At 69.4% G+C, this 18,480-nt stretch carries 16 protein-coding genes and 1 pseudogene; 10 read left to right on the top strand and 7 right to left on the bottom strand.

Translation table 11 applies throughout. The features are described 5' to 3' along the window. Positions 1–45: 45 nt before the first annotated feature. On the bottom strand, positions 46–537 hold the full coding sequence (locus tag J1792_RS18070; RefSeq protein WP_242705168.1) for a helix-turn-helix domain-containing protein: 492 nt from the start codon (positions 535–537) through the stop codon (positions 46–48). Between the two features lie 454 nt (positions 538–991). Further along, on the bottom strand, positions 992–1,741 hold the full coding sequence (locus tag J1792_RS18065) for a hypothetical protein (protein ID WP_086567186.1): 750 nt from the start codon (positions 1,739–1,741) through the stop codon (positions 992–994). A gap of 918 nt (positions 1,742–2,659) precedes the next feature. Here J1792_RS18065 and J1792_RS18060 point away from each other — a divergent pair. From J1792_RS18060 to J1792_RS35830, 3 genes are all read left to right on the top strand, one after another. Continuing rightward, positions 2,660–3,952: an RICIN domain-containing protein gene (locus J1792_RS18060; protein WP_207247694.1), complete on the top strand. Its 1,293-nt coding sequence runs from the start codon at positions 2,660–2,662 to the stop codon at positions 3,950–3,952. A 309-nt stretch (positions 3,953–4,261) separates the two neighbouring features. After that, complete coding sequence (locus J1792_RS18055; protein ID WP_086567189.1) at positions 4,262–5,155, top strand: methyltransferase domain-containing protein; 894 nt, start codon at positions 4,262–4,264, stop codon at positions 5,153–5,155. Between the two features lie 165 nt (positions 5,156–5,320). Beyond that, positions 5,321–5,950: a sigma factor-like helix-turn-helix DNA-binding protein gene (locus J1792_RS35830; RefSeq protein WP_372446121.1), complete on the top strand. Its 630-nt coding sequence runs from the start codon at positions 5,321–5,323 to the stop codon at positions 5,948–5,950. Here the strand turns inward: J1792_RS35830 and J1792_RS18045 are convergent. Beyond that, a complete protein-coding gene (locus tag J1792_RS18045; protein WP_086567190.1) occupies positions 5,857–6,264 on the bottom strand; it encodes a VOC family protein in 408 nt (135 codons plus the stop codon). The genes J1792_RS35830 and J1792_RS18045 overlap by 94 nt on opposite strands. Positions 6,265–6,414: 150 nt before the next feature. Further along, positions 6,415–6,828: an SgcJ/EcaC family oxidoreductase gene (locus J1792_RS18040; RefSeq protein WP_179198782.1), complete on the bottom strand. Its 414-nt coding sequence runs from the start codon at positions 6,826–6,828 to the stop codon at positions 6,415–6,417. A gap of 364 nt (positions 6,829–7,192) precedes the next feature. On the opposite strand from J1792_RS18040, the gene J1792_RS18035 reads away from it, so the two are divergent. Continuing rightward, the gene (locus J1792_RS18035; RefSeq protein ID WP_207247693.1) at positions 7,193–8,068 is read left to right on the top strand and encodes a glycosyltransferase family 2 protein; all 876 of its coding nucleotides are present in this window, start codon (positions 7,193–7,195) and stop codon (positions 8,066–8,068) included. 113 nt (positions 8,069–8,181) lie between these two features. Here J1792_RS18035 and J1792_RS18030 read toward each other — a convergent pair whose 3' ends face one another. Next, entirely contained in the window at positions 8,182–8,616 is a 435-nt protein-coding gene (locus J1792_RS18030) for a VOC family protein (protein ID WP_207247691.1), read from the bottom strand. Positions 8,617–8,993: 377 nt separating this feature from the next. Between J1792_RS18030 and J1792_RS18025 the strand changes: the two genes are divergently transcribed. Next, complete coding sequence (locus J1792_RS18025) at positions 8,994–9,578, top strand: hypothetical protein (protein WP_086567195.1); 585 nt, start codon at positions 8,994–8,996, stop codon at positions 9,576–9,578. Between the two features lie 69 nt (positions 9,579–9,647). Beyond that, complete coding sequence (locus tag J1792_RS18020) at positions 9,648–10,148, top strand: hypothetical protein (protein WP_086567197.1); 501 nt, start codon at positions 9,648–9,650, stop codon at positions 10,146–10,148. Here J1792_RS18020 and J1792_RS18015 read toward each other — a convergent pair. After that, positions 10,110–10,622: a hypothetical protein gene (locus tag J1792_RS18015; protein WP_143587581.1), complete on the bottom strand. Its 513-nt coding sequence runs from the start codon at positions 10,620–10,622 to the stop codon at positions 10,110–10,112. The two genes, J1792_RS18020 and J1792_RS18015, sit on opposite strands and share 39 nt — an antisense overlap. A 719-nt stretch (positions 10,623–11,341) precedes the next feature. Beyond that, positions 11,342–12,337 carry an ATP-grasp domain-containing protein gene (locus J1792_RS18010; RefSeq protein ID WP_086575098.1) on the bottom strand — a complete coding sequence of 332 codons (996 nt, stop codon included), beginning with the start codon at positions 12,335–12,337 and terminating at the stop codon, positions 11,342–11,344. Between the two features lie 1,030 nt (positions 12,338–13,367). Between J1792_RS18010 and J1792_RS18005 the strand changes: the two genes are divergently transcribed. From J1792_RS18005 to J1792_RS17995, 4 genes and pseudogenes are all read left to right on the top strand, one after another. Continuing rightward, on the top strand, positions 13,368–13,844 hold the full coding sequence (locus J1792_RS18005; RefSeq protein WP_242645961.1) for a pyridoxamine 5'-phosphate oxidase family protein: 477 nt from the start codon (positions 13,368–13,370) through the stop codon (positions 13,842–13,844). A 60-nt stretch (positions 13,845–13,904) separates the two neighbouring features. Then, positions 13,905–15,722 (top strand): annotated as a pseudogene (locus J1792_RS34240) (amino acid adenylation domain-containing protein); the annotation flags it as partial. Next, positions 15,680–17,191: an SDR family oxidoreductase gene (locus J1792_RS34235; RefSeq protein WP_307843020.1), complete on the top strand. Its 1,512-nt coding sequence runs from the start codon at positions 15,680–15,682 to the stop codon at positions 17,189–17,191. The pseudogene J1792_RS34240 and the gene J1792_RS34235, both read left to right, overlap by 43 nt. Then, entirely contained in the window at positions 17,188–18,414 is a 1,227-nt protein-coding gene (locus tag J1792_RS17995) for a cytochrome P450 family protein (protein WP_207247690.1), read from the top strand. Before J1792_RS34235 ends, J1792_RS17995 begins: the two co-directional genes overlap by 4 nt. Positions 18,415–18,480 lie beyond the last annotated feature (66 nt).

Raw genomic sequence — 18,480 nt, 5'->3', positions numbered from 1 at the left:
TGTCCGGTCGCCCGCCGTCAGCCCGAAGCCGCCATCGCACCACCATCACGTGAGGCGATCGGGCGACGCCTGACGCGCGCTGTCGTCCGCGGCGGCCGAGGTGTCCCGCAAGGACTCCCGCGCCCTGGACGCCGCATTGATGATCCCTTTGAGGAGCTCGGACATCTGCTCTGGAGCAAGGCCCCCGGGCTGCGGCGCGCGCGTACGCAGGGAGATGCTCTCCACGCCGTGCCGACGCAGTTCACCGACCGCTTCCAGCTCGGCGTTGACCTGCTGAAAGACCTGCTCGTCGAGAAAGTAGGCCCACCTCTCGATGCCCAGGCTGTGCGCCACCTTGACCAGGGTTTCGATGGTGAGATTCGTGCCGTCAGCGGATTCGGCCGATGCCAGGGTGCGCTTGGACACACCTGTGCGTTCAGCCAGCATCGCAAGGCTGAACGGCCCTTCCGGGTGGTGCCGGCGCAGGTGTCGCATCCGCGCGGCGATGGCCGTCTTCGCGGCATGGAGCTGCGCCGCGAGGCCATCACTCCGATCCACGCCCGATCCCCCATTCGCCCAACCACCGCTCACCACCTTGGCGTTGCAACATGTTGCACCATGGCGCAAGTTGTTGCAACGATGCACGTGTGCGGCCCGTCGTCCTCGCTAAGAGGAGGAGCCTTCAGGGGGCTTCAAGGGGAGGGGGCTGCGACACATACTGCTCTGACATCGGTACATCAGCAACGAAAGTTACCCGTGCGTTCGCACACACCCACCTCTGGAGTGGTGGACCACACAACCTGCACCGAGCCGACGCGCCGCCCCCCGAGCAAGTCCGCTGCGACCTCAGGCGCAGAACTCGGCCGTCCAGGAACCGCGCGCCGGCTGGGTCCAGCTCACGGAGATCAACACCGGCACAGGCGAAGTCCGACAGCCGGCGGCCGCGACCAGTCCGTTGCGTGCACGACGGCGTCGGGCCGGCCCCACACGGGCTGACCCACCCGCTCGTCGCTCACGCGTCCGGCAGGAGGAGCCAGACCTCGGAGAACGAGAGCCCGTGATCACGGGTGACGGTCCCGCACGGGCAGCCCAGTGTGAGCAGTTGCCAGTCACAGGTCACGGTCCACGGGCCGGCCGTGCGCCCGCACCCCGGGCAGGCGACGGTCTCGGCCGTCCACACCCCGGGAGCGGGGCGACCGTGGCGACGGAACGGGCCCGCGTGCCGGACCGTCCACGGCTCGATGGTGGGTGCGCACGGGACGGTGCCCGGCGGGCTCGGCGCGGCCAGGACAGTGAACAGGGCGATCAGGTCCGGGAGCAGGGCTTCTCCTGCCTCGGTAGGCGGCGCTGCCACGCCGGCCGGTGTCCCTGGCGGGGCTCCGTACCTCGGGGCCGCTGCGGCGGCCGGCGGGTTCGGGGCGGCGTGCCAGGGCAGGAGGGCGCGGGCGACAGCTGCCAGGAGGGCGGCGGCCGGCGGGCTGACGGCGTCCGCGTCGAGGTGGTGGAGGGCGGTGCGCAGGATGCGCTGAAGCCGCCGGTCCCGATCCGTAGCCTGGGTCTTTTCCGTCGCGGTCCGCCGGGTCGGGAGAGGGGCGGTCAGGCGCGTCAGGACGGCCGCTGCGGCGTCGGTGTCCGCCGGGGCCGGGCGCCAGTCCCCGGAGTTCAGGAGCCGCCGCGATCGCTCGGACTCACGGACCAAGGCGCGCGTCGGCAACGGCCGGAGGCCATTGCGCCCCTGGTCGGTGTCGTGCCCGCTTGCCATGATGCTGTCGCTCCCCGTTCCATATCCATGCCCGACCGCGGTGTGCCCGCGTTTCCTTCGACGGACATCCCATCACACGGCGAACCGACGTCAGGATGCTGCCAGGCGGTTAAGGTGCGGCGTCTGGGTCAGCGCGGGCCATGGACGGCACAGACCGCGGCAGAAGTGGGGTTCCGCCGCAGACAGCGCGCTCCTTCGCGCACATCGGGTCGTTCTTCTGGCGTCGCCATCGGCATAGCTGGTCGCCGCGCCGCCGGGGCACCTGCGGCGATGGCTTCCCACGCAGGAGGGGGAAGGACGCACATCCGTACATGCTTCGCTTGAGGAGCTTGATCCGGCAGGCGTGGCCAGAACCTTGAAACGGTCACCCGGTTCTCGGCCTCGAGAGGCGTACGGGGCATGGAGGTCATGGGGAATCTGCCGCGGCGTATCGGCGCGTAGGCCGTGGAGCGAGAGCTCGGCGCGGGCGGCATGGGCACGGCGTATCTGGCACGGTCCCGGGGTGGTCGCCCCGTGGCCATCAAGGTGGCGCGCCCTGAGCTGGCCGCCGATCCGCACTTTCGCAAGCGGTTCCGTGCCGAGGTCGATGCCGCGCGCAAGGTCGGCGGCTTCCACACGGCCCCGGTCGTGGACGCAGACCCGGACGCGCCCTGGCTGGCCACGGCGTACATTCCCGGCCCGACACTGTCCGGGCTTCTCGCGGTATCTGTCGATCAGGCTTGGCTGCTGATCACGCCAAGGGAACCTGCGGGCCGCCCCTGGCAAGGGCATCGCTGCGAGCCCACCATCCCTATCGATGGCGACAGCACCAGCCCCGGCTCCCGCTGCCACCCGAGCCAGCCGCAGGCCCTTTCCCTTCCGAATCTTCGGCCCGTTCCCCCCTTCCGTGGGGCGAGGCCCGAAGTGAAGGATCACGGCATGTCCTTGACGCCCTCCAATAAAGCCCCGGTCACGCCTGTGCGCCGGATCGGCGCCCTGGTGCTGGCCGGGGTGCTCGCCTGCGCGATGCTTCTTGTCGGCGGCGGTCCCGCGGCCGCCGCGAACCCCGACACCCACCGCCTGGCCACCTGGAACATGCAGGTTGGTTCCGACCGTTGGTCGGGCGTGCGGACGCTGTCGCGCACGTTCAGCGTCGTGGCCCTCCAGGAGGTGCCCAGAGCCGCCCCCGGCGGGTCGCACCTGCTCGGCCAGAACGGCAACATCCGCTCGTACCTGTGGGACATCGGCAACGGGCAGTTCCGTTACCTCCACATCCTCAACCAGCGCTCCCGCAACCTGGGCATCGTCACGTCGTTCTTCCCGGACTCCGTCCACGAGCTGACGGGCGGCTACCGCTCCGCACTCGCGGCGGTGCGCCGCGAGGACGGGACCGTCTTCGCCTCCGTGCACGCGGCGTCCAACGGCGGGCGGCCCAACGACGCGGCCGGCCTCATCCGCCGGGTCGCCGGGTACGCGTCCAACAACAACATCGCGAACTGGGTCGTGCTCGGTGACTTCAACCGCTCCCCGCAGGCCGTCGCCAACGACGGCGTGCCGCAGAACACCCGGATCTACAACAGCGGGCAGGCCACCCAACTGAGCAACAACGAGCTGGACTACGCGGCCTCCAACGTCAACACGCAGAACTGGCACGCGACCGTGAACCCGAACTACGGAAGCGACCACTGGCCTGTCGGCTTCTCCACCCTGCGCGCCTCGGGGAGCCCACGGGACCTGACCATCCACGCGGACAACAGTGACCGGCTCCTGGACGTCTACAACGGCCAGAGCGCCAACGGCAGCCACGTGATCATCTACCACGCCAACGGCGCCAGCAACCAGCGCTGGCGACTGCTGCCCATGGGACGCTCAGCTGAGACCGGGCAGCCGTTGTACCGCATCCAGACCCTCAGCAGCGGCAAGTGCCTCGACGTCCACCGGGGCCAGAAGAGCAACAACGGCGACTACCTGAACATCTGGGACTGCCACGGCCCCAACGGCGAGCCCGACCCGGGTGGCTCCCAGCGCGACACCCAGAACTTCACGCTGGAACACCCCAACTGGCGCTTCCCCAACGTCACCGTGCTGCGCAACATCAGCACCCGCCGGGTGGTCAACGTCGACCACAACCGCACGGGTGACGGGACCTGGCTGATCCAGTGGCCGTACCAGCGGAACTCCGACGGCACCCCGGCCATCAACGAGACCTTCTACCTGCACCCCCGTTTCTGAGCCCCGTCCCGCACACACAGGGCGCCGGCCGCTTCCCCACGGCCGGCGCCTCTTGCGCTCTCACACCTCGGGAGCACCTCGTGGCCGACCTCACGGCCCGGGGGTCCGCTACGACGTGTTTGAGACGTGATCACAGCGCTTGCCGTGTCAGGGTGAGTTGGACGGTCGGCTGGTAGCGGACGGCGAGCCTGTCGTAGCGCGTCACGGTGCAGAACCGTGCTGTAGGACGTGCGGGGTTCGCCGGCTGTGTGAGGCATCCCTCTCCCGTGGTCGTGGCGCTGGTGGCCTGGGAAGGTTGACCATGTAGTCATGACCTCCTCGCCCCGCCCGCCGCACGTCGGTGGCCGACCGGATCCCACAGACGGGACTACCGCGCCCGGTGGAGAGTCCGCTGCCGCCCGCGGGTACCTGCTGGACAACGCGCGCGCCGAGGCGGGCGAGCGATTCGTTTGGCTGGCCGAGCTGTTCGACGGTGTGACGCGCGGGCACTTCGATCGACTGGGGGTCAGGGCCGGCTCGCGCTGCTGGGAGGTGGGGGCCGGTGGCCCCGGTATCCCGGAAGCGCTCGCGGCGGCCGTCGGTCCGACCGGGCACGTGCTGGCCACGGACATCGACCCGTCGTGGCTGAAGACAGGCGACGGGTACGAGGTGCGCCGGCACGACGTCGCCACTGATCCGTCCCCGGAGCCGGGGACGTTCGATCTGGTGCACGCCCGGCTCGTGCTGGTCCATGTACCCGACCGGGCTCGCGCGTTGGCCACGATGGCGGCAGCGCTACGGCCCGGCGGCTGGCTGCTGGTCGAGGACGCCGATACCGCTCTGCAGCCACTGGCATGCCTGGACGACAGCGGCCCCGCGCAGCGGCGGGCCAACCGGCTGCGCGACGCGGTCCGAGAGCTGCTGACGCGCCGCGGCGCGGACCTGCGCTACGGCCGGACACTGCCGCGGGCATTGCGTGAGGCCGGCTTGGTAGATGTCGCCGCGGCGGGCTCTTTCCCGGTCGGCGGCCTGGCCTGCGACCGGCTGGAGGCGGCGACCATCCGGCACGTGCGCGGCGAGCTGCTCGCGGCCGGCCTGGCCGACGACGCCGAGATCGACGCACACCTGGCCGCCATCCACGCGGGCAGACTCGACCTGACACTCGCGCCGCTGATCTCGGCCTGGGGCCGCCGTCCGGCCGAGCACCCTCCGGCACTCGGTTAGGTGCGGATCCAGGCGTTGTCCGACCTGCCCACAGCGCTGTTCGTCGGGGGGAGGCCAGGCAGCTCGCGCAGGTGCGCGCTGCGCGTCACCTGAGATGGGGCCGGCCCGCGCACGGGGTCCGAAGATCATGGAGTTCTCGACGCCCCATGTCCCGAGTGGAAGACTGTGCCTGCCGACGCATCATCCCCGATCCCGGCTGCTTTCGGCCGCATCACCCTCGATGTCCTGCGCTCAGGCCGGACCCGCCCGGAAGTCTCCTACGACGACCAGCTGCCCGAGTTCACCGTGACGCTCGACGACGCTCCCGCTCGGGGAAGACCTGTTGCACTCGGGGACTCCGTCAGCCTCGCGCTGCTGACGGTCCTCGACTCGCTGCGCCCGGTTGAACGCCTGGCGTTCGTGCTGCACGACGTGTTCGCCGTGCCCTTCGCGGAGATCGGCCCCGTTCTCGGCAAGTCCTCCGACGCGACCAAAATGCTCACCACCCGCGCCCGCGGGAAAGTACAAGCCGCCCAGCAGCCGGCAAGCGCCGGACGACAACAACGCGAGGTGGCCCAAGCCTTCCTGGCCGCGGCCCGCGACGGTCAGTTCGAGCAGCTGCTGCAGGTTTGCGTTCAACATCGTCATGCTCATCGCCATCATCGTTTCGACCTGGTGTGGCCGGCGCCGGTCGGCGCCGGCCACACCAGGTCTACGAACGGTCAGCCGTTGGCACGGCCTGCGCGGCTGCGCTCACGCAGCGAGATGCGGTTGCCGTCCGGGTCCGCCGTATCGATGCGGACGCCGAACCCGTAGTCCTCCGGTTCCGGCTGGTCGAAGGTCACCCCGCGGTCGCGGAACACCTTGAAGTCCGCCCGCAGGTCGTCCGACTCGAGGATGACCGGTCCGGGCGTGGCGCCCGGCACCGGCTCGGTCGGCTGCCCCGCCGCCGCGAGGTGCGCCCACAGGATGATCTCGACCGGAGCGCCGGGGGCGCCCACCGTGAGGAAACGTCCGTCGGGGCCCGGGAAGTCGATGCGCTTCTCCAGGCCGAGCTGCTCCGTGTAGAACCTCAGCGCGCGGTCCTGGTCGGTGACGTAGAGCGTCACGTACATGACGTTGGTCAGCATGGAGTGCTCTCTTTCATCTGTTGATCCGCTTCACCTCCCTGACGGATCCCAACAGGAGAATGTGACGGATGGGCGGAGAAGCTCTGCCGAGGCACTGCCACCGTCGCCGCGCTGGTCATCTGGCTCCGCTCATGATCGCCCGGACACCCCTTAGTCGGCGACGACCCCCGTGTTCTGGCAGGCGGTCAGCAGCCAGCGGCCGTCGGTCTGCTTCGAGATCACGTACAGCGGGGCTCCCTCGCTCTCCTCGCCCGGGGCCAGGTAACGCTGACGGACCTTGACCGCAGCGACGTCGGGACGGATGAAGAGCACGTGGACCACCTCGTAGGTGACCTTGCCGTCCCAGCTCGCCGCAGGGAGGACCTTGCGGGTGAACTCCGAGATCGCGTCGAGGCCGATGAGGACTTTGCCGTGGGCCGTCGTCCAGATTGCGTCCGGGTGGAAGAGGCCGAGGAACTCCTCCGGGTCCTTGGTCTGCTGAGAGTGCTCGACGGTGGCGACGAGCTGGGTGATCGCTTCGACATCTGCCGCGTGGGATATGGATTCCGTGGTCATGTGGATCATCGTCACACCTCAAGCGGGATTGAGGTCAAGCCTGTGATCGCATGGCGATGTGAGGACGGCCGGACATCCGGCGCAGTTCCGGCACAAGCTTGCCCAGGGAGTCTGCGCCCTGGGCAACGACCTGGGCAGGCGACATTCACATGATCGGCCGGACAATTCGTAGGACCAGGGACCAGGGGCCAGGTACCCGGATGGCAGATGCATGATGTTGTCCCGCAGGTGCAGCGGGTATTCACCCTGTCCGTTGGTGATCACTGCGGCTGCACCCTTCGGCTCCTGACTGATCACGTGTCCTCTGCCCGGCTCTGACTCTGTGAGCCGCTAGCATCGCGGAACCATCCGGTGGAGGAGGGAGCGTTCACCCGTGCGTCACCCGCGCCTAGGCGTCGCCATCTTGACGATGGGCAACCGGCCGCAAGAGTTGCAAGCGCTCCTGGACTCGGTCGCCAAACAGGACACCGCCCCGGCCCACGTGGTGGTGGTCGGCAATGGGTCTCCCCTGCCGCCCCTGCCCGACGGCGTGACCGGCATCGAGCTGCCCGAGAACCTGGGCGTCTCCGGCGGGCGCAACGTCGCCCTGCGTGCCCTGCAGGAAGCCGGGGACGTGGATGTCGTCGTGGACCTGGACGACGACGGGCTCCTGATCAGCCCGGATGTCTTCACCCTCATTCAGTCGCTGTATGAGCGGGATAACCGACTGGGCATCGTCAGTTTCCGGATCGCCGACGAGACCGGGCACACCCAGCGTCGGCACGTCCCTCGCCTGCGGGCCTCGGACCCGATGCGCCGGGGCCTGGTGACGACGTTCCTTGGCGGAGGGCACGCCTTGTCGATGCCCATGCTGGAGCAGACCGGCGGATGGCCGGAGGAGTTCTTCTACGCCCACGAAGAGACCGACCTGGCATGGCGGGCCCTGGACGCCGGTTGGAAGATCCTCTACGAACCCGCGCTCGTACTCCAGCACCCGCGCACTCTTCCCACCCGCCACGCGGTCTATCACCGGATGGTCGCCCGTAACCGCGTCTGGCTGGCCAAGCGCCACCTGCCTGCCGTCCTGGCGCCCGTCTACCTCACGGTGTGGACCTTGCTCACTCTCGCCCGCACACGCTCTCTCGGCGGGCTCCGGGCCTGGGCGGGCGGCTTCCGGGAAGGGCTCCGAACGCCGTGCGGGCGACGCCGGCCGGTCAGGTGGGCCACGGTGTGGCGCATGACGAGGCTGGGCCGCCCGCCGATCATCTAACCCGCGCTCACACCGCCCGAAGGCTCGAGGCGCCGGCCGGCTGCCGGATCCACCGGCGACATCCGCCATGGCGGCGGCATGGATGACGTAGTCGAGGACACGTTCGCGGCCCCTCAGTCGAGACAGAACTCGTTGCCCTCGATATCCTGCATCACGATGCACGACTCGTTGTAGCCATCGGCAATCAGTACTTGCACGCGTACCGCGCCGAGCGCGACCAGTCGTGCGCACTCGGCCTCGAGGGTGGCGAGACGCTCTTCACCCGTGAGCCCGGTGCCGACCCGCACGTCAAGATGAACACGATTCTTGACGACCTTGCCTTCGGGAACGCGCTGGAAATACAGTCGCGGGCCCACACCTGAGGGATCAATGCAGACGAACGCTGCACCCTGACGCTCGGGCGGCAGCGAGCGATCGAAATCGTCCCAAGTAGCAAACCCCTCCGGCGGCGGCGGTACGACGTATCCCAACACCTCGCACCAGAAGCGAGCGACGCGCTCAGGATCCGCGCAGTCGAAGGTGACTTGGAACTGCTTGATCGATGCCATCGGTCCACCATAGTGGCGGTGCTGTTCACCGAGACCCCAGGGTGTCATCGCCCGCACGGGTCGAGGTCTCGCATGGCATGAGTAGCGCCGACGGACCGGATCGCCTGAGACAACGAGCCAATCGGGCCAGATCACCTGAGAGCAGGGGGCAATGCGCATGAGAGCGGGACAACGTCAGGTGACGTCAGCCAGGCCGTCGACGATGTGCCGGACGAGCTCGGCCAGGCGCGGTCCGGCAGGAGCGGAGGGCCGATCACATCGCACATCCCTGTGGCGTAAGTGACTTGACCATTCTTCCGTTCGCGTCTGCCTCTGGTCGGTCGGCATCGGTAACATCGCAGCTCGGCTCACCCATCAACTGGAGCGGGGACCACCTCATGCCAGACACTGCCGCCTCCCTTACAGACCAGTACAAGGCCCAGGTCACCACGGACATCGAGCGCGTGACCCAGGAGCGGGAGCAGGTCCGCGCGGAGATCTTGGACCTGCAGCAGCGTCTGAAGACGCTGGAAGCCGACCATCAGCAGCTGCTGAAGCTGCAGGTCGCCCTCACCCGTGAGCCGGCTGCGCTGGTGCCGCCCTCCCCGGGCGGCACCACCGGCAGAGACCTGGGCGCGGAAGTGCCCCGGCCGCGCTCGCCCCAGACGGCCGCGCGAGCACAGGCCCGTCGCCGCGGGGCAACGGCAGGCCGGGGGGAAACCACCTGGGGTGAGATCATCCTGGCGTACCTGGCCGGGCAGCAGGAGCCGCAGCCAGTCGTCGACATCGTGGACGGTGTGAGCTCCGCTCATCCAGCACGTACGGTGAAGGCGACCGTGGTGCGCAACACGCTGGAAGCACTCGTGGCCAGGGGTAGGGTGCAGCGCCGCAAGCAGGCGCGGTCGGTCACCTACAGCGCGGCACACCGACAGGACGGGGCAGACCGGCCCGAACAGAAGCAGGCAGATGCCGAGCCGATGTAGCGACTGGGCGGTGACCAAGCCCCCGCCAGGTGGCGACGTGGTCCGTACACCGTTGTGCATACTTCTGGGATGACTCCGCCGCTCACTGCCCGCATCCATCTGCTGATCACGCTGGTGCTGGTGACGTGCGCGGCTCTGGGGGGCTTGTGTTCGGGCCTGCTCCTGGGCGGCCGGCTGATGGCTCTGGTTGCCGCGGGAGCGGCTGGACTGGGGGCCTGGATCGGCTCGCGTCTTGCCCGTCGGCAGATCATGGCCTGCGTCTCCCCCGGCATCCAGACGGTGTCGGCGGACGGATACGCGCAAGGAATCGCCGACGCGGTCGTCGTCAGCATCGCCACCTACCGGGCCGCGGTCTTCCCTCTGGTCCCCCACGGTGTGACCGAGGAGGAACGGGATGCTCGCCGTACGCTCGCCTACCGGCTCTCCGCTTTCGACGCCCTGCCGCGCCCGGTACAGCTCTCAGCGGCCGCGGCCCTGGAGGCCATCGATCGAGGAACGGACGCCAAGCAGGCGGAAGCCGCGATGAAGGGCCTATATCTCACCGCTTATGAACAGCGCCTCAGCCACTGAGCCACCTTCTTCACCACTCGACCGTGACACGCCCACTTCCCTGGAGAGCGCGTCGGTGCGGGTGGCAGCCCGGCGTGCGCGTTGGGAGTCTCTGTAGGAGATCCCGCGGTTGACCGGCGTGGTGCCCTTCAGGTGCTGGTACAGCAGTCGGATCATCTGTTCCAGCTGCAGGTCGATGTGCCGGCGTCGCCGGTTGCGGATCTCGGCGACGGTGAAGGTACTGGTGCCGAGCTGCCGGGCCAGGTAGGTGGCGGGCCAGCCCCGCCTGGCCAGTTCCAGCAACCACTCCGCCGCCTGCTCTCCCGGCGTGAGGCCTGGTAGGCGCGGTGCCCGTGCTTGTGAGGGGATGGGCAGGCCCAGAATCGCGTCGGCGGTCGTCCGGTGGATTCTGGCCTGGATACGCGCTGGCCGCAGGAGCCTGCGGACCAGGGTGACCGAGATACCGGCACGTTCGGCGATGTCCCCGGCGGACATGCCGGCCCTGCGCAGGCGCAAGGAGTGAGCCGCGGCCGGTGCCGCATCAACACGGGCGTCCTGCCCGCGGGCACGATCCGTCTCCCGCCGCACCCTGGCTCTGCGTGCGGCCCGTCGGCACTCCTCGCGGCCACAACCGTAGTCCGCACAGGAGGGGCTGCCGTGACGCACTCGGCTCTTCGAGGGCCGCCCGCCGCGAGCAGCAGGCTGCGGCATGACACTGGCTTCCAACGTCGTAGGCCGGTTGGGGAACGGATCTCCATGAGGGGGCACGGCCGCCTCGGCGGTGATCTCCATGGTTCGCAGCATGTTGTGATCTTCGCAGAGCCACCAATTCGCGGCCCCTGGCCATGCGCTGAGTGGCGACATGCCCGGATAGTGAGGCGGCAGGTTGCCCGCCGAGCGGGAAGGGTCATGGTCGCGGCGATGCGAGACGCACCCGGGCGGAGGACCGGCCCCGTCGCGCGATCGCCCGCCCCGAAGGAGGAGGCGTGCTACGCGGCCCGCCCCACCCGCCCCTCGGCGAGGGCCTTGGAGACTGCCTTGCACGCCGGCTCGATCAGCCGCTTGTCTGCCCGAAGCAATGAAGTCCCCTCCGGCGCACGGGACGTCGATGGCCACCGCAGCGGCCGCGGCAGTTCTCTCGTGGCCGTTCACGCTGCTTCTACGGGCCTGTCCAGTGCGATCCGGACGGTCAACGTGACCGCCGGCCGGTAGGTTCACCAGCGCAGCTCTGCCGACCGGCAGGCGACTTCGGGGTGGAACCGGTGCGCGGCCGACAGTACTTCCCGCTCGAAGTAGGTCACGCACGGCGTCACCAGATCCAGGCCGCTCAGTGCCTGCATGAAGAGGAACTGCCCTTGAGGATTGACCTCCAGCCAGACAGGAGTCCCGCTGCTGTCCAGCTTCATGTCGACCACGCCCATTCTCAGCCGAAGGCGTCTGAGGACATCTATCAGGCCGGCGCGGGTGGCATCGTCGACCTGCGCGATCCCGAAGCTTCCGGGGAGCCTGCCCCGCCAGTCCAGATCCTCGCTGCGGATGGATACCGCATAGATCTCGTCCCCGAGAACCAGTACGCGAAGGTGATCCTGCCCCGGGACGCATTCCTGGTAGATGGCCGGGGCCAAGCGCATCGACACCTCTTCCCTGAGGTGCGCATCGGTCATCTTGGTGGTGAATGTCGGCGCAGAAGAACAGCCCCGCACGCTCTTCACGACCACGTCGCCCTCGATTGACAGGCAGAACCGCCTGATCTCTTCCGGGTCCTGGCTGACGAGAGTCCGCGGCACGGGCAGTCCCGCTGCCCGCGCTGCGCTCAGTTGAACGAGCTTGTTCTCGGCCATGGCGGTGGCGTGCGGGTCACTCACCCATGTGCCGTGAAAATCGTTCCAGAGCATCCCGGCCAATGCCGTCCGGCAGTCGTTGTCGATGACTTCCACGTCGGCCCGGTTGGTGATGTCCGGCGGGATCTTTTGGAAGTTGCTGCCGCGCCGCCACCAGACGACATCGAGGTCTCCGACGTCGATCGAGCCCCCACCCTTGACAGACAAACAACTCCGGGCGTCCGACCAGCTCAATCCGCCGCCTCCGCAGAGGCTGTCCGTCTCGACGACGTCGCAGGCGATCCTTCCCCGGCCATTCAGCACTTGCTGCATGAGCAAGGCATGAAGATCTGCCGAGTCCGTGAGAATCGCCAGGCGGCCCGTCTTCACCCTTCACCTCCAGGCTGGCCAGTACGTTGTTCCGGGCCGCTTGCGGACTCCTTCCGCAGCCGTGCTGGAGCCGGGACGAACACCCGGCTCCAGGGCCTTGCCTACATAAGGGTGTAGTCCACCTTGGAGTCATCGGCTTCACGAGGAGTCCCGCTCGTGGAGAAGGCGCAGGAGCCACCGGATCCCTCCGGGATCTCCTCCCTCAGCTCCGCGAAGCGAATGACTGCTGCTTCCCACTCCCTGAGCTCCGGGGGCACCGGAGTGTCGACGCCACCTTGCGGTGCGCCGAGGAACACGATCGGTCGTGACTTTTCGGATTCCGAGGCCATGGTTCGCATCCCATTTCTCGCGATCGGTCACCCACCCCTGGTGTGTGATCAGGCCGCCACCAGGGCAATCCGCCGGCGAACGGCGTGCGGTGAGAACCGGGTTCTGCGGTGCCGGGACCTGAAGCGGCCGCAGCTCTCTTTTCATGAGATCACCAGGTGCTGAGCGTGTCAAAATGACCTCTTATTGCGCCTTTCTGGTTGTTGTGCGATCAACAAGTGAGGCTGTGAAGGGAGTTCATCGCAGGCCGGCTCCGGCCCCATACAGAAGGCGATATCGGGGCGCCTGCGCCTTGACCTTCTCCACGCCGGCGAACCCCGGCGTGTTCGCACACTGCGGGTTCCGTCGTCGTTCGCGGCGGCTGGGTGTCGCCCCGCTTCCCGGTTCAGGCGCCCGACCCGGTCATGCCGGCATGTCCGGACAGGCCGCGCGGGCAACGGGAGAGCGAACGCCCGGCCCCTTACGGCCCCCCTGCCGCGTACCGCCCAGGCGCGGCTCCTGCCTGCGGCGATCCCCCGGCCCGCGCGCATCACCCCGCGCCCCCCAAGAAGCGGCTCAAAAACGCCTAAACCCCATGTTTATCGGCTAATCGGTCGGGGATTGATCTCTCGCTCTCAAGATTGTTCACAGCAGTGACGTCACTCCAACAGCACCACTTCAGCCACAGCCGCCAAGACAGGAGCCCCCGCACATGTTGCCTTCCATGCCGCGCCCCGACCGTGAACGCTTCCTCGCCGAACCGCGCGTCGGCGTCCTGGGGGTCGCCGACTCCCGGGGCGGTGACCGCGCGCCCCTGATCGTGCCGGTTTGGTACGACTACGAGCCCGGGGGCGAGGTCGTCGTCCAGACGGACCGGGAGAGCATCAAGGCTCGGCTTCTGCGCGCCGCCGGGCGCTTCAGCCTCTGCGTGCAGGACGAGGGACGGCCGTACCGGTACGTCAGCGTCGAGGGCCCGATCACGGCGATCGAGGACCCCGTGGACCCGGCCGTACGAGAGGCGCTCACCCAGCGGTACCTGGACCCCGAGGAAGCACGCGCGTACCTGGTGGCGACCGAGGCCCAGCTCAAGAACGACATCCTCTTCCGCATGCGCCCCCAGCACTGGCGCAGCGCCGACTTCGCCGCGTTCGCGGCCGACTTCGCCGAAAGCGGCGCCGAGACGGGCGGCGACGCCGGCTGAGCACCGACGAGTCAGCCGCGTACCCGTAACTGCCGCCTTTCCCACACCCCGCACCACCCCATGGCCGCACCGGCCTCCCCCGCGCCGCCGCGAACGTCTCACCGACCGCGCGGCCACGTCGCACAGAACCGCTCGAGCAAGAAGGAATCGATGACCGACACCCACGTTTCGTCACGCCTGTTGCCCCCTGCCCTGGCCCCGGTAATGTCCCCGGCGGCCGGCACTCTTGTGCCCGGCTACCCCCGGGACAACCGCATCCCGGATCTGTTCGAGGCACGGGCCGCGGCGCGCCCCGACGCGCCGGCGGCCCGGCACGGGGAGCGCGTCGTGACCTACGGGCAACTCGACGCCCACGCCGACGACCTGGCGGCGCGCCTGCTCGAGCATGGTGTCCGTCCCGGTGAGCTGATAGGCGTGTGCGGCGGCCGGTCGCTCGAGGCGCTGGTGGCATTGCTGGGCATCCTCAAGGCCGGCTGCGCCTACGTGCCGCTCGATGAGGACCTTCCGCCGGCCCGATTACGGGCCATGGCCGAGGACGCGGGTCTGAGCGCGGCGGTCACTCTGCCGGGCAGTACGCGCCGCGTGCGCGGTCTACGCGCGTCAGTCGAGGTCGGTTCCCTCGACCATGCGGCCGACGGTCCCTCACTTCCCACCCCCGCCCGTACCGGCTCCGCGACCGACTGCGCCTACGTGGCCTTCACCTCCGGGACGACCGGCCGCCCCAAACCGGTCGCGATACCCCACCGGGGCGTGGTGCGCCTGGTGCTCTCCGAGCCCGAACTTCCCCCGCCCGGACCGGGCGACGGCGTGCTGCACGCGTACGGCCTGTCCTCCGACGCCTCGACGATCGAGATCTGGGGCGCCCTGCTCACCGGCGCCTGCCTGGTCATCGCCGACCGGGAGGAACTCCTCTCCCCCACCGCTCTGGAGCAGCTCTTCCTCACAGCGGGCGTCACCGTGGCCTATCTGACGACGAGTGTCTTCCACCTCGTCGCCCGGACCCGCCCCGAGGCGCTGGCAACGCTGCGCTTCGTCTCCGCCGGCGGCGAGGCGATGGACCCGCACCTCGCGAACGCCGTCCTCGCGGCCTGCCCCGGCACCACAGTGGTCAACTTCTACGGCCCGACCGAGAACGCCGTCGTCTCCACCGCCCACATCCTGCGCCCCCTGCCCGAGGACGCCACGCACGTCCCCCTGGGCCGCCCCTTCGGAGCCTCCACCTGCCACGTCCTGCGGGCCGACGGCTCGGTCGCCGGGCCGGGTGAAGAAGGGGAGCTGTACGTCGGCGGGGACGGGCTGGCCCTGGGCTACCTCGGCGACCAGCAGCTGACCACCGAACGGTTCGTCTCCCTGCCCGCCGTGGAGCCGGGCGGCGGCCTGCTCTATCGGACCGGCGACCGGGTCGTACAGCACACCGACGGCCTGCTGGAATACCGCGGCCGCCTCGACCGCCAGGTCAAGCTGCGCGGCGCGCGCGTCGAGCTCGACGAGGTCGAGGCCCGCCTGCGCGCCCACCCCGAGGTCGGCGAAGCCGTCGTCGAGGTCGAGTCGGGTGCCCTGACCGCCTACATCACGCCCGCCGTCCCCGGCCACCACCTGCCGCTGCCCGCCCTGCGCGCATACTGCACCGAGTGGCTGCCACCTCAGGCCGTCCCCACCCTGGTGCCCATGGACCACTTCCCGGTGACCAGTGGCGGCAAGGTCGACCGCACCCGCCTGAAGTCCACCGCACCCCTGACCGACCGCGGCAGCGACAGCGACACAACAGGGATGCAGGACACCGAGGAGACGGACGAGCCGAAGATCGAGGGCCTGCTCGACGTGCTCACCGAGGTGTGGCAGCAGGTGCTGCGCGTACGCCCCATGCCCCACGACGACTTCTTCCACCTCGGCGGCGACTCCCTGCTCGCCTCGGAGGCCGTCACCCGCACCCTCGCCGTGCTCAGCCTCGACGCCACCCTGGGGTCCACCCTGATCAGGGCCCTGCTGGCCACCCCCACGCTGGAAGGCTTCACCGCCGCCGTACGCGAGGCCCGGGGCGGCTTCGGCGGCATCGCCGGACCGGAACCGGTGGTCGACTTCGTCAGCGAGAGCGAACTCGGCTTCGCCCTCCCGCCCGCCGAAGGCCCGGCCCCCTCCCTCAGGACCCCAAGGACGTGCTGCTCACGGGCGCTTCCGGGTTCGTCGGCGTGTTCCTGCTGCACCGTCTGCTGCGCTCGACGGCCGCCCGCGTCCACTGCCCCGTACGGGCGACGAGCCCGGCACACGCCGAGCAGCGGGTGCGCACCGCACTGGCCCGCTACGGCCTCCACCTCGACGAGGCCGAGTGGCAACGCGTCGAGTGCTTCCCCGGAGACCTGACCCAACCGGAGCTGGGCCTGACGGCCGAGCACGCCACCCGACTGGCCCGCCGGCTGGACCTCATCGTGCACAACGGCGCCCAGGTCAACTTCCTCTACCCCTACGAGCAGCTGCGCCCGGCGAACGTCGACGGAACCCGTGAGGTCATCCGGATCGCGGCACCCCGCCGGATCCCGGTGCACTTCATCTCGACCGTCGCCGTCGTCGCCGGATTCGGCACCGCCGGAGTGCACGAGGTCGACGAGGACCTTCCGCTGGCGCACGCAAACGGGCTCACCATGGGCTACGCGGAGAGCAAGTGGGTCGCCGAGGGCGTGCTGCGGCAGGCGGCCGCGCTGGGCCTGCCGGTGGCCGTGTACCGGCCGTACGAGGTGACCGGCGACCGGGTGCACGGCACGTGCAACACCGAGACGGCCATCTGCTCACTGTTCAAGACGATCGCCGAGACCGGCGTGGCCCCCGACATCGAGCTGCCGATGGACTTCGTCCCCGTCGACCACCTCGCCGAGTCCGTGGTCCACATCGCCACGCACCAGCCGGCCGACGGCCGGGTCTACCACCTCACCAACCCCCGCCCGGCCATGCTGTCGGACGTCCTCGACCGGATGCGCGCGGCGGGCTTCACCCTGCGCACGCTCCCGTACGACCGATGGGTCGGCGAGCTGGTGCGTCACGTCGCCGAGAACCCGACGAGCGCCACGGCACCCTTCGTGTCCCTGTGCGTCGACCGCAGCCGCCACGCCGACATGTCCGTCAAGGAGATGTACCTCAAGGACACCTTCCCCGTCCTGGGGCGGCGCAACGCCGAAGGAGCACTGACCGACAGCGGGCTGCACTGCCCGCCGGTGGACTCCGCGCTGCTGGACCGGTACCTGGAGCACTTCTTCACCACCGGCTACATCCCCCGCCCCCCGCACACACCGGACCGCGCCACGCCGGACCACAGCACGTCGCGCATCACCGCGGGATCGGAGCACACCGCATGAACCACCCCGAAACCATCATCCCGGTTCCGGACGTCGAACCCGGCACCGCCGGACCGCCCTGCGCCTACGCCCGCCTGCGCGCCGAACAGCCCGTCGTCAAGGCACTCCTCCCCAACGGCGAGACCGGCTGGCTGATCAGCCGCTACGACGACGCGCGCGCAGCGTTCGCCGACCCCCGGCTCATCCGGCCCCTGCTCTCGGCCTGGCCGCCCCGCGAAGGCGACGACGCCCCGCCACCGGCCCTGCCGACCTTCCTGGAAATGACCGGCGAGCACCACGAGCGCGTACGCCGCACCGTCCTGCCGATGTTCGGCCGACGGCAGCTGGAGTTCATGCGGCCGCGGATCCGGGCGATGGCCGAGGAGCTCATCGACACGATGGTGACCGGCACGGCGGACGGCGCAACGGCCGATCTCGTCGCCTCCTACGCCGAACCCCTGCCGCTGCGCGTACTGTGCGAGACCGTCGGCCTGCCCTACGAGGACCGCGAGATCTACCTGCCGCACACCCTCGCTCTCCTCGGCGCCTCCGGGCTGTCGATGGAGGAGGTGCTCGAGGCGCTGTACGCGCTGCAGGACTACGCCGACGAGCTGATCTCCCTCAAGGAGAAGGCCGCCGAAACGGACGGCGAGGACGAGGACTACATCCGCCAGCTCCTGGCGGAGGCCCGGCGTCCAGGGGGCCGGCTGACCCGCGACGACGTCGTCAGTTTCGTCGTCACCATGCTCATGGCCGGCTACAAGACCAACATCCAGCACACCGCCAACGCCCTGCTTGTACTGCTCACCCACCCCGAGCAACTGCACAAACTACGCGAAAAGCCCGAAGGCATCAGCACCGCGGTGGAGGAACTACTGCGGTACGTCCCACTGATGAACGCCATCAACATCCTCGTCGCGACCGAGGACCTCACCCTTCACGGGCAGCACATCCGCGCGGGCGACGCGGTCGTCCCCGTACCGGCGTCCGCCAACCGCGACCCGGAGGCGTTCGACGACCCCGACCGCCTCGACCTGACCCGCACCCCCAACGCACACATCGCCTTCGGACACGGCCCGCACGCCTGCACCGGCGGGCACCTGACCCGCCTGCAACTCGCCATCACCATCGAGGTGCTCCTGGAACGCCTTCCCGGCATCGAACTCGCGGTACCGGCGGAAACCATCGCCTGGGACGAGTCCACCCCCCTGCGCGCGCCGACCCAGCTTCCCGTGCGCTGGTGAGCGACAGTCCCGCTCCACCAGCGCGCCCTACGCGCCCCCAGAAACGTTTCGTAGGCGACCCCAGGA

This window comes from Streptomyces triculaminicus (assembly GCF_017349075.1).
In the GTDB taxonomy this organism is placed as follows: Bacteria; Actinomycetota; Actinomycetes; order Streptomycetales; family Streptomycetaceae; genus Streptomyces; species Streptomyces triculaminicus.
The sequence above is the reverse complement of the archived record's forward strand: the minus strand, read 5'-3'. Positions and strand labels throughout refer to the sequence as shown.